Source organism: Micromonospora sp. DT43 (assembly GCF_049841645.1).
Taxonomy (GTDB): Bacteria; Actinomycetota; Actinomycetes; order Mycobacteriales; family Micromonosporaceae; genus Micromonospora.
In genome coordinates this window covers 54,051-67,358 of the sequence record NZ_JBNCKR010000001.1, presented here as the reverse complement: position 1 = coordinate 67,358, position 13,308 = coordinate 54,051, and the positions used below count along the sequence as shown (strand labels likewise).

Here is a 13,308-nt window from a genome sequence, read left to right as displayed (position 1 = left end):
TTACGATCGGCGGCCTGTGCCAGAAATGGTTTCACCTCATGGGGAGGGGTACGACGCGGTGTTCGATTACGGCGACCGGACCGGCTACGAACCGATCAGCGACACTGACCGCAAGGAGTTTCACGAGCAGGGCTTCCTCCTGCTGCGCAACGTCCTGACGGAGGACCACCGGGCGGCGCTGGAGGCGGCGGTCGACCGCGTCTACGCGGAGGAGCAGGCCAAGGGCAACACCAAGAAGGACGGCACGCTGCACCTGCTGGGCTTCCTGGAGCGCGACGAGCTCTTCGGCGAGCTGCTCACCCACCCGATCGCCTTCCCGTACATGTGGGGGCTGGCCGGCTGGAACATCTACACCCACCACAACCACCTGGACGTCACCCCGCCGGCTCTCGAGCCGGAGAAGCCGTACTGGGGCTGGCACCAGGACGGGTACCGCCAGAACTCCGACCCGGAGACGATGGACCCGAACCTGCCCCGGCCGATGTTCTCGCTGAAGGTCGCGTACGTGCTCTCCGACCTGTCGGAGACCGGCCGTGGCGCCACCAAGGTCATCCCGGGCAGCCACCTGAAGAACTCGCTGCCCCGGCCGGCGGACCTCACCGTGCAGAACCCCGACCCGGAGGGCACGGTGGAGATCACCGCGAACCCGGGCGACGCGTTCATCTTCGACCGTCGGCAGTGGCACTCCCGCTCGACGAACCTGTCGACGATCACCCGCAAGATGCTCTTCGTCGGCTACACCTACCGGTGGATCCGCCCGCTCGACGAGCTGCACCCGGACCTGGACGGCGAGTGGTACCGCAACCGCACGCCCGTGCAGCGCCAGCTGATCGGTGAGGGCACCCACACCGCCAACTACTGGGGCATCAACTGGGACGGGTACGTCGACGACGAGATCCCGCTGCGCAAGGAGCTCAAGGAGCGCGGTCTGCTGGACCGCAGCGTTCCCTGGCTGCGCTGATCACCCGCGGCTGAGAACGGCCCCCTGCCAACGGCGGCAGGGGGCCGTTCTCGTATCCGCTTCCGGGCCACCCGGCGCCGCACTGTCGGTAGCGTGACGGTAGGCAGGCCCGGGGCGCAGCGCCCGCCCGGGGCGCGGGGTGGCACCGGAGGCAGCCGCGATGACGTCCGCTCCGCTCCCCCGGATCCTCCGCCGACGCGGCGAGCCGGAATATCCGACCTTCCTGGAATTCTTCTTCGACCTGGTCTACATCTTCCTGCTCTCCCGGCTCGCTGCCAGCCTGGGCGAGGACCTCACCATCCGGAGTGCGGCGCAGACCGCCGTCCTGCTGCTGGCCGCCTGGTGGGTCTGGGTGCTCACCGCATGGCTCACCGACCTGTTCGACCCCCGACTGCCGATCATCCAGGCGACCGTCCTGCTGGTCATGCTCGGCACCCTGCTGATGGCGATCGCGACACCGTACGCCTTCGGCCGGTACGGGTGGCTCTTCGTCGCCGCGTACTTCGGCATCCACCTGGTCCGGGACGCCGTCCTGATCCCGGGCACCCGGGTGAACCGTCCGATCCAGGCCCGCAGCGTCCGGGTCTTCTTCTGGTTCGGCATCACCGCGACGCCCTGGGTGGCCGGGGTGTTCGTGGACGACACGGCTCGTCTGGTGCTCTGGTCGCTCGCGGTGGCGGTCGACCTCGGCTCGGCACGGATCGGCTGGCCGACGCCGGGGCTGGGGCGGACCGAGCTCGCCAGCCAGATCTTCACCGGGGTGCACCTCTCCGAGCGGCACCGGGCGATCTTCATCGTCGCGCTCGGCGAGTTGATCCTCAGCACCGGCACGAGGTTGGCCGGCAGTGGGTTCACGGCCGGGCAGGTGACCGCCGGCGCTGTCGCCTTCGTCAGCGCGGTCCTGCTGTTCCAGCTCTACTTCCAGCGTGTCCAGCGGATCCTGGCCCCACCGAGCGTCACGACTGTGGAGCGGGTCCGCTCCGGCACCTCCACCTCGTACACCCATCTGGTGATGGTGGCCGGGGTGGTCGTGATCTCGACCGGCACCTCGATGGTCATCGTTCGGCCGTCCGGTAACACGCCTGTGGAGCTGATGGCCACCATCCTCGGCGGGCCGGTGCTGTTCCTGCTCGGCAGCGTGCTGTTCGATGCCGTGGTGACGGCCCGGTTCCTCTGGTCGCGGGTGCTGGCGATCGCGGTGCTCGCGGTCGTGCTGCTGTGCGCCCTGGCGGCACCCGGCGTGATCCGGCTGCCGCCGCTCACCGTCCTGGTGGTGGCGAACCTGGTCCTGCTGCTCACCCTGGTCGGGGAAGGGCTGGCCGCCCGTCGCGGACGGGTCGAGGCCACCGCGCCGGCCCGCTGAGGGGCCACCGTGCCAGCACGGAGTCTCACCCGAGCATCGGCGGTGCCGGCGTACGGGCGTGTCGTCGGGTGCTGACCAGGTTCGCCACGGCGATCAGGGCCAGCACGACCATGGCGAGCAGCGCGACCATGACCGGCGGCAGCAGGGGCGCGACAGGCGCCAGGCACGCCAGCAGCACCACACCGGCCAGCCGGGACCGCGAGATCCGTCCGAACACTGTGAAGTCGAGGACCCCCCGACCGAGCAGGTACAACGCCGGACCGCCGAGGATGACCGCGGCCCACGACGGCGGGGTCTCGCCCAACGGGCGACCCACCACGAGGTGGCTGGTGACCGCCGCGCCGGCGATTCCGGCCACCATGATCAGGTGGGTGACCGCGGCGGACTGGGTGAGCAGCGCCGGGTCGGTCGACCTGGCGATCGCGTCGGTCAGCAGCTCACCGGCGCGGTAGATGTAGATCCGCCACATCAGCACCACAGTGCTGAACACCACGAGCAGGGCCCAGACGCGCTCCAGGGTGTACTCGCTCCTGCTGAAGGTCGTACCGGTCACGAAGATCGACACCCCGAGAGCGATGATGACGAACTGCCGGTAGCGCTCGGCCACCCGCGCGTCGACCAGCCGCCAGTCCCGGGGTCGTGAGCGGCCGATCCGGGGCAGCGGCCAGCCGAACACCGCCGCGACGTACTCGACGACGATCGCGAGCGCCCAGATCGGCAGCTGACCCGAGCCGCCGACGAGCGCTCCGGCGATCCAGCCCACGCCTGCGACGGCCTTCCAGGTCTGGATCCGGATTGTCGAACGCGGCACGCTCCGGCCCCGCGCGACGAACACGGCGTAGTAGGCGGTGGTGCTGAGCGGGATGGCCAGGAAGGTGACCGCGAAGAGCAGTGCGCGATCGCCGTACGCGTCGGCCGCCGCCGCGGCCAACAGCAGACTGGCCGCCGCCACCGAGATGAGATGCCCCTGCCCGGATGGACGGGTCAGGTCGATGGTGTCGGCCGTCCACACGGTAAGCGCCCAGATCATCGTGAACGCGAGCAGCAGCACCAGCACCTCGGCGAGGCCGGTCCAGGTCAGGTCCTTGGCCAGCATGGTCGCCAAGGTGACAAGCGCGAAGACGTACACGAGATCGAAGAAGAGTTCCAGGAATGCCGGACGCCCCAGGTCCGGATCGGTGGGCATCGCCGCGGCGGCGTCGCCGTCCGTTGCCATCGACATCGCGCCCCACCCGGCCTCCACCGCATGCCCTCAGTGGGGACAATACGGGCAACTCCCTGCCGGCAGTCCCGTCATCCGGTTCTTACCGGCCGCCGGCCGCGCGGAGTCGCGGTCAGCCGCGGGAGGAGAGGCGGCGGCGGACCTTCTCGCGCATCGGCGAAGGCAGGTCGTCCGCGTCGAGCAGGCGGGGCAGCAGCTCCGGCTCCAGGCTGGTCGCCCGGAACACCTCGCCGATGGTCACCCCGTGCGCGGGGCGGTCGACCACCTCGACCGGATCGCCGGCACCCACCTCACCCTCGCGCAGCACCCGCAGGTACGCCCCAGGGCTGGCCCGCACGGTGAAGCGCCGGATCAGGTCTGGCACTCCCCAGAAACCAGCGAACGTCGTGCAGGGGTAACGCGGCATCGTCACCTGGAGCACCGCAGTGCCCACCGCCCACTGCTCGCCGATGACCGCGCCGGTCAGGTCGATGGCGTACGTGGTCAGGTTCTCCCCGAAGCCGCCCGAGCGGATCGACCGGCCGATCTCGGCCGACCACCACGCGGCGTCCTCCTCGGCGTACGCGTAGACGGCCTTGTCCGGCCCGCCGTGCACGGCCCGCTCGCCGACGAAGTCACCGGCCAGGCCCTGGGTGAGCACCGACACCGGCCCGTCGACCGGTCGCTTGTCGATGCCGCTGCGACCGCTCGCGTCGCCCGCCCACGCCGCCTCGGTCACGACGCCGATGTTCACCGCTGCCACCCTGCCCGTCATGACCGACAGCCTAGTTGCGGGGCGGTGTCCCGACCGTCCGCAACCTCCGGCTTGGCTCGACCCTCGAGCCGGGGGCTCGTCCCTCGGCCGGTGGGTCAGCCCTTGACCGCGCCGGCCACCAGGCCGGAGACCATCCGCCGCTGCACCAGCAGGAAGAAGATGATGACCGGCAGGGTGAACAGGGTGGAGGCGGCCATGACCGGCCCCCAGTTGGTGTCGTCGCGCCCGAAGAAGAACGTCATCGCCACCGGCAGCGTGTAGCGACCCTGGTCGTTGATGAACGTCAACGCGAAGATCAGCTCGTTCCACGCGGTGATGAAGGAGAAGATGCTGGTGGCGACCAGGCCCGGCGCGACGAGCGGGAACAGCACCCGACGGAACGTCTGGGCCCGGCTCGCGCCGTCGATGGCCGCCGCCTCCTCCAACTCCTTCGGCACGGCGGCGACGAAACCGCGCAGCATCCAGACCGCGAACGGCAGCGAGAAGCCGAGGTACGTGAGGATCAGGCTGGGCAGGGTGTTGTAGAGCCCGAGCCGCTGGATCATCAGGAACAGCGGGATGACCAACGCCTCCAGCGGGATCATCTGCACCACGAGCAGCATGATCAGGAAGCTGGTCCGCAGCTTGAAGCGGAACCGGGCCACCGCCGTCGCGGCGAGCAGGGCTACCAGGCCGCTGAGCACCACGGTCGAGACGGCGACGATCGCGCTGTTGACGAAGAAGTCCAGGAAGCTGACGCCGGGGATCAGGTTGCCGGTCAGGATCTCCCGGTAGTGCGCCAGCGTCGGGTGGGCCGGCACCGGTTGCGGGGTCGACGAGAAGATCTCGCTGCTCGGCTTCAACGAGGTCGAGATCATCCAGTAGACCGGGAACGCCGCGAAGAGCGCGACCAGCAGCCCGGCGGCGTTGAGGGCCACCTTCTTCACGACTCGTCCTCCTGCCTGAGCACCATCCGTACGTAGAAGCCGGTCACCACGAGCAGGATCAGCGTGAGGATCACCGCGATGGCCGCGCCGAGGCCGTACTTCGGCGGCGGCGAGAAGGCCTCGGCGTACGAGTAGATGGAGAGCATGAACGTCGGCCGGTCCTGGGTGCCGCCGGCCAGGACGAACTGCTGGGTGAAGACCTTGAAGTCCCAGATGGTGGAGAGCACGATCAGGATCCCGAAGACCGGGCGCAACAGCGGGAACGTGATCTTCCAGAAGACCCGCCACGGGCTGGCGCCGTCCACGCGGGCCGCCTCGTGCAACTCGCTCGGCACGCTCTTCAGACCGGCGAGCACGCTCACCGCGATGAACGGGAACGAGTGCCACACGACCACCAGGGTCAGGATGGCGAAGAAGAGCAGCGGGGAGTTGAACCAGCCGTAGCCGGTCCAGTCGCTGCGGCCGAAGAGACCGTTGGACAGGCCGTCCGGCAGCGCGTTGAACAGCCAGGTGACCAGACCACTCGTGTCGTCGAAGATCCACTTCCAGACGATCGTGCCGGTCAGCGCCGGGGTGGCCCAGGCGAGCATCACGCAACTGGCGACGAAGGTGGCCATCTTGCGGCCGAGCCGGTTGAGCAGCAGCCCGACCAGGGTGCCGAGCACCATCGTGAGCAGCACGTTGGCCGCGGCGAACAGCACTGTGTTACGCAGCACCGTCAGGAAGAACGGGTCGGAGAGGATGTCCGTGTAGTTGCCGAGCCCCACCCACGGCCACTCCCGGTCGCCGCGCAACTGCCGGACGCTGTTCAGCCGGTAGAAGGACATGGCCACCACCTGGCCGAGCGGCCAGAGCAGCAGCACCCCGATGATCACCAGGGCGGGCAGGAGCAGCAGGTAGGGCAGGCGGTCCACCCGGCGACGCCGCCGCGCGGGGTTCTCCCGCGCGGCGGCCGTCTCCGGCACCTCGGTCAGCGTGGTCACTTGGAGTTGAGGATGCTTTCCATCTCACCGGCCGCGTCGGCGGTAGCCTTCTCGACCGTCTTCTGACCCTTCATGACCGAGCTGTTCATCGCCTGGGTCACCGTCTTCGTGCGGCTGACCTCCACCCACTTCGGGGTGAGCGGCGTGAGCTTGGTGTTCTGCATGGTGGTGGCGAACGCCGCCATCACCTTGTCGTTGGCGTACGTGTCACCGGCGACCAGGTCCTTGTAGACCGGGAAGAAGCCGAGGCTGCTCGCGAAGCTCTGCGCGTTCTTCTTGTTCAGCAGCACGGTCAGGTAGTCCCAGGCCAGATCCTGACGCTCGCTGTCCTTCCAGATCGCCACATCCGAACCACCTGCGAAACCGGGCGCGGCCTTGCCGTCCGGGCCGGGGATCGGGAACGTACCCCAGACCTTCTCGATCTCGGGGTTGTCCTTCTTGATGGCGCCCTGCTGCCAGCTACCGGCGAACGCCATGGCGGCCTTGCCGGTGGCGAACTGGGTGCGCGCGTCGATCTCGTTCCAGCCGGCGGCGGCCGGCGGGGCCACCTTGTGGACGGTCACGAGGTCGGTCCAGTACTTGACGGCCCGCTGCGCCTCCGGCGTGTTGTAGCCGGACTTCCAGGCGCCGCCCTGGTTGGTCGCGATCTCCGCGCCGGCGCCCCAGAGGAACGAGTAGAAGGGCAGCTCGGAGTTGCCCGGCAGCGCGATGCCGTAGGTGCCCTTCTTCTTCGCCTGCACGGCCTTGGCCACGGTGACCAGCTCGTCCCAGGTCTTCGGGGGCTGCACGCCGGCCTCGGCGAACCAGTCGGTGCGGTAGTAGATCGCGCGCACACCGGCGTACCAGGGCACGCCGTACTGCTTGCCGTCGAGCTGCGCGTTGCGCACCAGGTCGGGAAGCAGGTCCTTGCCGTCCGCCCAGCCGCCCATCCGACCACTCACGTCGGCGAGCGCCTCCTGCGCGGCCCAGCCCTGGGTCTCGGTGTTGCCCAGCTCGGTGACGTCCGGTCCCGCACCACCGGCGAGCGCGGCCTGGAACTTCTTGGGCGCCTCCAGCCAGGGGATGTATTGCACGACCACGTCGGTGTCGGGGTGCTTCTGGCGGAACTCCGCCTCGACGCCGTCGAGGAACTTGTTCTGCGCGTCGCCGCCCTCGCCCATCATCCAGACCGTGAGCTTGCTGTCGTCGGCCGCCTTGTCGTCGGAGCCTCCGCAGCCGGTCAGCACCATCGCGGCCGAGGCCACCACGGCGGTGACCGGGGCCAGCCGCTTCCACCTGTTCACGCCACTTCTCCCCTCGCGCCGCTTGGAACTAACCTTCTCCGCCGCACCCTAGTACGAAGAAATCCTTTACGACAGTGGGCGGGCTGGCCAAAGCGAGGCGACGGTACCGCAGGGCACCGACCCGAAGGGCGGTGGCACAGGGCCGAACCCGGGCACTCCACCACGAAAGAGCGCCCGACCGGTGGTCGGACGCTCTTTTCCGTGGTGCGGTGATGCCAGGTTGTTACCGGGTGACGCGGCGGCGGCCACCCACGCCAGCCACCAGCGCGACCGCGATCGCGGCCACCACGACCTGCACCAGCAGCTCCGTCCAGTCGATACCGGACGTCTCGGTCGCGATACCCATCGCCCGCGCCAGCACCGTCCCCAGCAGAGCCGCACCGATACCGATCAGCAGGTGCAGCCACATCGGCATGTTCTGCCGACCCGGAACAACCAGGCGGCCGAGCGCCCCGACAATGAGACCAACAACGATGGCAGTGATGATGCCCCACACGGTGAGCTCCACGGTCGCCCTCCTTCTAAGAATGTCTGACACACAATGTGTGCTTCCTGTCGTGACGACTAAGTTCCCGACCCACCAAAAATCCAAACCGACTTCGGGGCCCAGACGATCACGACTTGGCCACGAGGGGACGTTCCACTGGGCGCCCGCCCCATCGTGATCGACTCGGCTTCGCTGAAGTCGGGGTGTCCGAGCACCGGGGACACCGCGCTTTCACTGAAGCCGAGTCGATCACGACGCCGCTGGGCCGATCCCGAACGCCGAGGGGCGCCCGGCCTGTCGGCCGGGCGCCCCTCGGAAGTGGTGCGGTGTTACGGGTGTGCTGCTGTCATCGGGTGACGCGGCGGCGGCCACCCACGCCAGCCACCAGCGCGACCGCGATCGCGGCCACCACGACCTGCACCAGCAGCTCCGTCCAGTCGATACCGGACGTCTCGGTCGCGATACCCATCGCCCGCGCCAGCACCGTCCCCAGCAGAGCCGCACCGATACCGATCAGCAGGTGCAGCCACATCGGCATGTTCTGCCGACCCGGAACAACCAGGCGGCCGAGCGCCCCGACAATGAGACCAACAACGATGGCAGTGATGATGCCCCACACGGTGAGCTCCACGGTCGCCCTCCTTCTAAGAATGTCTGACACACAATGTGTGCTTCCTGTCGTGACGACTAAGTTCCCGACCCACCAAAAATCCAAACCGACTCAACCCCGAAGAAGTTGTCGCGGTCGATGCGGGAGCGGCTGCGTCGATTGGAGGGGAAACGCGTCCACACAGGTCAGGCATCATGTTGCCCAGGGCGACGACCGCACGCCACGCCCCAAAAAATTTCTCCCCCGGCCGGGCCCCCCGGCCGCCCGCCACCGGTGATCAAGACGTTCGCATCAGGATCCGGGGAGCGGATGACGCCAAACCTCTTGATCACCGCGCGGCACGGGCAGGGGCAGGCAAGGCCGCGGGCGGAGAGGCCCCGCCCAGGCGGGACCGCGGGCACGTGGGGTGGGGTGGGCTTACTTCTTGGTGGTCTTGGCGTCGCCGGAGTCCGAGGACAGCGCGGCGATGAAGGCCTCCTGCGGCACCTCGACGCGGCCGACCATCTTCATCCGCTTCTTGCCTTCCTTCTGCTTCTCCAGCAGCTTGCGCTTACGGCTGATGTCACCGCCGTAGCACTTGGCGAGCACGTCCTTGCGGATCGCGCGGATGGTCTCCCGGGCGATGACCCGACTGCCGATGGCCGCCTGGATCGGCACCTCGAACTGCTGGCGCGGGATGAGCGTACGCAGCTTGGCGGCGATCGTGACGCCGTAGTTGTACGCCTTGTCCTTGTGCACGATGGCGCTGAACGCGTCCACCGGCTCGCCGTGCAGCAGGATGTCCACCTTCACCAGGTCGGACGCCTGCTCGCCGGAGGGCTCGTAGTCGAGCGAGGCGTAGCCCTTGGTCCGGCTCTTCAACTGGTCGAAGAAGTCGTAGATGATCTCGGCGAGGGGCAGCGTGTAGCGCAGCTCCACCCGGTCGGCGGAGAGGTAGTCCATGCCGAGCAGGCTGCCGCGCCGGCCCTGGCAGAGCTCCATCACCGCGCCCACGTAGTCGTTGGGCGTCAGGACCGTGGCCCGCACCACCGGCTCGTACACCTCAGCGATCTTGCCGTTGGGGTACTCGCTGGGGTTGGTGACGACGATCTCCTCGCCGTCGTCGGTGATCGCCCGGTAGACGACGTTGGGCGCGGTGGAGATCAGGTCGAGGTTGTACTCGCGCTCCAGCCGCTCCCGGATGATCTCCAGGTGGAGCAGGCCGAGGAAGCCGCAGCGGAAGCCGAACCCGAGCGCGCCGGAGGTCTCCGGCTCGTAGTCCAGGGCGGCATCGTTGAGCTTGAGCTTGTCCAGGGCCTCACGCAGGTTCGGGTAGTCGGACCCGTCGATCGGGTAGAGGCCGGAGTAGACCATCGGCTTCGGGTCCTTGTAGCCACCCAGCGCCTCGGCCGCCGGCCGGCTGTTGATGGTGACCGTGTCACCGACCCGGGACTGCCGGACGTCCTTCACACCGGTGATCAGGTAGCCGACCTCGCCGACGCCGAGCGCCTCCGCCTTCACCATCTCCGGTGAGATGACGCCGATCTCCAGCAGCTCGTGCACCGCGCCTGTCGACATCATCTTGATCCGGTCGCGGGCGCTGATCCGGCCGTCGATGACCCGGACGTACGTGACGACGCCACGGTAGACGTCGTACACCGAATCGAAGATCATCGCCCGGGCGGGCGCCTCGGCGTCCCCGACCGGCGGGATGAACTGCCGGACGATCTCGTCGAGCAGGTGCGGTACGCCCTCGCCGGTCTTGCCGGAGACCCGGATGCAGTCGGCGGGGTCGCCGCCGATGAGGTGGGCCAGCTCCTCGGCGTACTTCTCCGGCTGGGCGGCCGGCAGGTCGATCTTGTTGAGCACCGGGATGATGCGCAGGTCGTTCTCGAGGGCCAGGTAGAGGTTGGCCAGGGTCTGCGCCTCGATGCCCTGCGCGGCGTCGACAAGCAGCACGGCACCCTCGCAGGCGGCCAGCGACCGGGACACCTCGTACGTGAAGTCGACGTGTCCGGGGGTGTCGATCATGTTGAGCACCGCGTGCTCGCCGGTCCGCTCGCCCTCACGGATGGTCCACGGCATCCGGACGGCCTGGCTCTTGATGGTGATGCCGCGCTCGCGCTCGATGTCCATCCGGTCCAGGTACTGCGCGCGCATCTGCCGGGGGTCGACCACGCCGGTGAGCTGCAACATCCGGTCGGCCAGGGTCGACTTCCCGTGGTCGATGTGGGCGATGATGCCGAAGTTCCGGATGCGACCGGGGTCGGTGGCACCAGGGGCGTTCGCGCCGGGATCGAGCTTCGGTGGCACAGCGGTCCGTTCTGGTCGGCTGACGTGAACAGGCCGGCGCGCCGCCGACCCCCTCCATGTTCCCACGCCGTCGGGGTACGCCCGCTGCGCGGGCGACGGATCGCCCCCGGGACCCCTCACTCCAGGGGCGGCTCGACGAACAGCGCTGCCAGCCGGGGCAGGCGGCGGCGGGCCTCCTCCTCGTCGTCGAAGTCCCAGAAGTCGTTCAGATCGGGCGTCCGCACCGGCTCGCGGTCCTCCGGCAAATCCGACGCGGTGGCCTTGCGGTACGCGTCCCACGGCACCGAGAGCATCTGCTCGGCGGAGAACTCCTCCCCGCTGAGCGAGGCGGCCCGCACCTGGGCCAGCTCGGCCAGCGAGTCGGGGTCGCTGACCGCGCGAGCGAAGACCGCCCGCCCCTGGGTCATCAGCCAACCCCGGAAGTGCTCGAAGCCGTCCGCCGAGGCACCGCCGTTGATCAGGTACGCCGCGCCCCACAGGTCCGCCTTGTGCGAGGCCGCCAGCACCCTGCGCTGGTGGTGGGCGTACCCGATGATGTCCTCCGGGTCGCGCTCGGCGAGCAGGGCGACGGCCCGCGCGGCGACCGGCCCGGGCTCTCCCCCGCCCCCGGCGCGGGCCTGGTCGATCAGCTGCCAGAAGTCCTCGGTCCTCATGGCTTGGCAGTCTGGCAGTGTCGCCGCGCGCCGCGCACGTACCCCGGGGCAGCATGGTGTGGTGTCCTCCCCGCCGCTGCCCCCGCTGCCGTACCACGCGGGTGCGCTGCGCCCGTCGTGGCCGACGCTGCCGGCGGCGCTGCGGGCCGCGATCGCCGGCCGCCTCGGCTCGCCGGTGGTCACCGCCCGGATCGCCGCCGCCGGCTTCACCCGCGGCTTCGCCGCCGTGCTCGACACCGCCGACGGCGGCCGGGCCTTCGTCAAGGCGGCACCCGCCGTCGAGCAACCGCGCCTCGTGCAGGGGTACGCGCGGGAGGCCGCGATCCTCGACCGGCTGCCGCCCGGCCTGCCGGCGCCCCGCCTGCGGTGGACGCTCGACGAGTCCGGCTGGTTCGCGCTCTGCACCGACGCGGTCGACGGCCACACCCCGCGCCTGCCCTGGGCGCCCGCCGAGCTGGACGCCACGCTCGCCGCGTACGCCGAGGTCGCCACCGCCCTGGCCACCCCGCCGGCCGAGCTGACCGCGCTCAACCTGCCACAGCTCGCCGAACTGGCCCGCTCGGACATCCTCTGGTGGGAGGAGGTCGCCGCCGGCCGGGAACCATCCCCGGCGCTGCCCGCCGCCGCCCGGGGTCGACTGCCCGAGCTGGTGGCGCTGGAGTCCCGCCTCCCCCGGTACGCGGACGGCGCGACCGGCATGATCCACGGCGACCTGCGGGTGGACAACGTGCTCATCGACGCGGTCGGTCGGGCCTGGCTCTGCGACTGGACCTGGGCCTGCTCCGGGCCGGCCTGGTTCGACCTGGCCGGCCTGCTGCTCACCGCGTACGCCAGCGGCCTGGACACCGACCGGCTCTTCGCGGGGCACCCGGCGTCGGCGGGCGCTCCCCCGGACGCGCTGGACGCCACACTGGCCGCGTTGGCCGGCTACTACCTCACCGGAGCGGACGCGACACCTGTGACGGCCTCTCCGCACCGCTCCGCCCACCAGCGGTGGAGCGGCGAACAGGCCCTCGACTGGCTCGCCCGCCGGCAGGGCTGGGGGTGACGGGACACGGCGGCCCGCGATCCCGGTTGCCTCGGAGCGCGGCGGCCACGGCGGGCCGTGATCGACTCGGGTTCCTGGAAACCGGGCTCTCAACCGCGGGCGGATACCCTGGTTTGCAGGAAGCCGAGGCGTCCGGTTGCCGTCTACGACCCGAGCGGACGCCGTATCCGGCCGAGCCGTTTTGGCTCGTCCCGGACGACCTGGTAACCTGGCTCTTCGCGCAGCGATGACGCATGTTCGTCATCCGGCGCACAGAAGCTGACCAACCCGAGCTATCAAGACGAGGCTGTCGCGTGGCGAACATCAAGTCCCAGATCAAGCGCAACCGGCAGAACGAGAAGGCCCGGCTGCGCAACAAGTCGGTCAAGTCGTCGCTGAAGACCGCCGTCCGGAAGTTCAACGAGGCTGCCGAGGCCGGTGACGTCGAGAAGGCCACCGCGCTCATGCTGGACGCCTCTCGCAAGCTGGACAAGGCCGTCAGCAAGGGCGTGATCCACTCCAACCAGGCCGCGAACCGCAAGTCCGCGATCGCGAAGCGCGTGGTGGCGCTCTCCGCCTGACGGCTCACCGTCAGACTGATTCGGAAAGCCCCGGGCCCTCGGTCCGGGGCTTCCGTGTGTCCACGAACGGGTCGGCGTGGCGTCGGCGGCCGATCGGCGCATCCGTGCTGTCGGCGACGCCGTGGCCCGCCGGGCTCGTCGTCCACGCCGGCAGCGCGCTCGGCGA

General features: G+C 69.6%; 13 protein-coding genes. 4 read left to right on the top strand and 9 right to left on the bottom strand.

What is annotated here, in order from left to right; all coding sequences use genetic code 11:
* The first annotated feature begins 58 nt into the window (after positions 1-58).
* On the top strand, positions 59-961 hold the full coding sequence (locus tag ACLQ26_RS00310) for a phytanoyl-CoA dioxygenase family protein (RefSeq protein ID WP_363689248.1): 903 nt from the start codon (positions 59-61) through the stop codon (positions 959-961).
* Positions 962-1,121: 160 nt separating this feature from the next.
* Positions 1,122-2,324 (top strand): low temperature requirement protein A, encoded by a 1,203-nt coding sequence (locus ACLQ26_RS00305; RefSeq protein ID WP_425742538.1) that lies wholly within the window; start codon positions 1,122-1,124, stop codon positions 2,322-2,324.
* A gap of 25 nt (positions 2,325-2,349) precedes the next feature.
* On the opposite strand, the gene ACLQ26_RS00300 is transcribed toward ACLQ26_RS00305, so the two are convergent.
* The 9 genes from ACLQ26_RS00300 to ACLQ26_RS00260 form a co-directional block, all read right to left on the bottom strand.
* The gene (locus ACLQ26_RS00300; protein WP_425742537.1) at positions 2,350-3,546 is read right to left on the bottom strand and encodes a low temperature requirement protein A; all 1,197 of its coding nucleotides are present in this window, start codon (positions 3,544-3,546) and stop codon (positions 2,350-2,352) included.
* 112 nt (positions 3,547-3,658) lie between these two features.
* Positions 3,659-4,300 (bottom strand): MOSC domain-containing protein, encoded by a 642-nt coding sequence (locus ACLQ26_RS00295; protein WP_425742536.1) that lies wholly within the window; start codon positions 4,298-4,300, stop codon positions 3,659-3,661.
* 95 nt (positions 4,301-4,395) lie between these two features.
* Positions 4,396-5,226, bottom strand: a complete 831-nt coding sequence (locus ACLQ26_RS00290) for a carbohydrate ABC transporter permease (RefSeq protein WP_234587171.1) — start codon at positions 5,224-5,226, stop codon at positions 4,396-4,398.
* Positions 5,223-6,209 (bottom strand): carbohydrate ABC transporter permease, encoded by a 987-nt coding sequence (locus ACLQ26_RS00285; protein WP_363689262.1) that lies wholly within the window; start codon positions 6,207-6,209, stop codon positions 5,223-5,225. Before ACLQ26_RS00285 ends, ACLQ26_RS00290 begins: the two co-directional genes overlap by 4 nt.
* The gene (locus ACLQ26_RS00280) at positions 6,206-7,492 is read right to left on the bottom strand and encodes a sugar ABC transporter substrate-binding protein (protein ID WP_425742535.1); all 1,287 of its coding nucleotides are present in this window, start codon (positions 7,490-7,492) and stop codon (positions 6,206-6,208) included. Before ACLQ26_RS00280 ends, ACLQ26_RS00285 begins: the two co-directional genes overlap by 4 nt.
* A gap of 223 nt (positions 7,493-7,715) precedes the next feature.
* Complete coding sequence (locus ACLQ26_RS00275) at positions 7,716-8,000, bottom strand: GlsB/YeaQ/YmgE family stress response membrane protein (RefSeq protein WP_266245137.1); 285 nt, start codon at positions 7,998-8,000, stop codon at positions 7,716-7,718.
* 325 nt (positions 8,001-8,325) lie between these two features.
* The gene (locus tag ACLQ26_RS00270) at positions 8,326-8,610 is read right to left on the bottom strand and encodes a GlsB/YeaQ/YmgE family stress response membrane protein (protein ID WP_266245137.1); all 285 of its coding nucleotides are present in this window, start codon (positions 8,608-8,610) and stop codon (positions 8,326-8,328) included.
* A 396-nt stretch (positions 8,611-9,006) separates the two neighbouring features.
* Positions 9,007-10,881, bottom strand: a complete 1,875-nt coding sequence (gene lepA, locus ACLQ26_RS00265; protein ID WP_425742534.1) for a translation elongation factor 4 — start codon at positions 10,879-10,881, stop codon at positions 9,007-9,009.
* Between the two features lie 116 nt (positions 10,882-10,997).
* Positions 10,998-11,534 carry a DUF4240 domain-containing protein gene (locus ACLQ26_RS00260; protein WP_425742533.1) on the bottom strand — a complete coding sequence of 179 codons (537 nt, stop codon included), beginning with the start codon at positions 11,532-11,534 and terminating at the stop codon, positions 10,998-11,000.
* 61 nt (positions 11,535-11,595) lie between these two features.
* Here ACLQ26_RS00260 and ACLQ26_RS00255 point away from each other — a divergent pair, with 61 nt between their 5' ends.
* Positions 11,596-12,582, top strand: a complete 987-nt coding sequence (locus ACLQ26_RS00255) for a phosphotransferase (RefSeq protein WP_425742532.1) — start codon at positions 11,596-11,598, stop codon at positions 12,580-12,582.
* A 293-nt stretch (positions 12,583-12,875) separates the two neighbouring features.
* The gene (gene rpsT / locus ACLQ26_RS00250) at positions 12,876-13,142 is read left to right on the top strand and encodes a 30S ribosomal protein S20 (RefSeq protein WP_007464006.1); all 267 of its coding nucleotides are present in this window, start codon (positions 12,876-12,878) and stop codon (positions 13,140-13,142) included.
* Positions 13,143-13,308 lie beyond the last annotated feature (166 nt).

Bases quoted from the DNA above. Each gene is read 5' to 3' on its own strand.
- ACLQ26_RS00305 (WP_425742538.1), top strand. From the start codon at position 1,122: ATGACGTCCGCTCCGCTCCCCCGGATCCTCCGCCGACGCGGCGAGCCG.
- ACLQ26_RS00260 (WP_425742533.1), bottom strand. From the start codon at position 11,534: ATGAGGACCGAGGACTTCTGGCAGCTGATCGACCAGGCCCGCGCCGGG.
- ACLQ26_RS00295 (WP_425742536.1), bottom strand. From the start codon at position 4,300: ATGACGGGCAGGGTGGCAGCGGTGAACATCGGCGTCGTGACCGAGGCG.
- ACLQ26_RS00300 (WP_425742537.1), bottom strand. From the start codon at position 3,546: ATGTCGATGGCAACGGACGGCGACGCCGCCGCGGCGATGCCCACCGAT.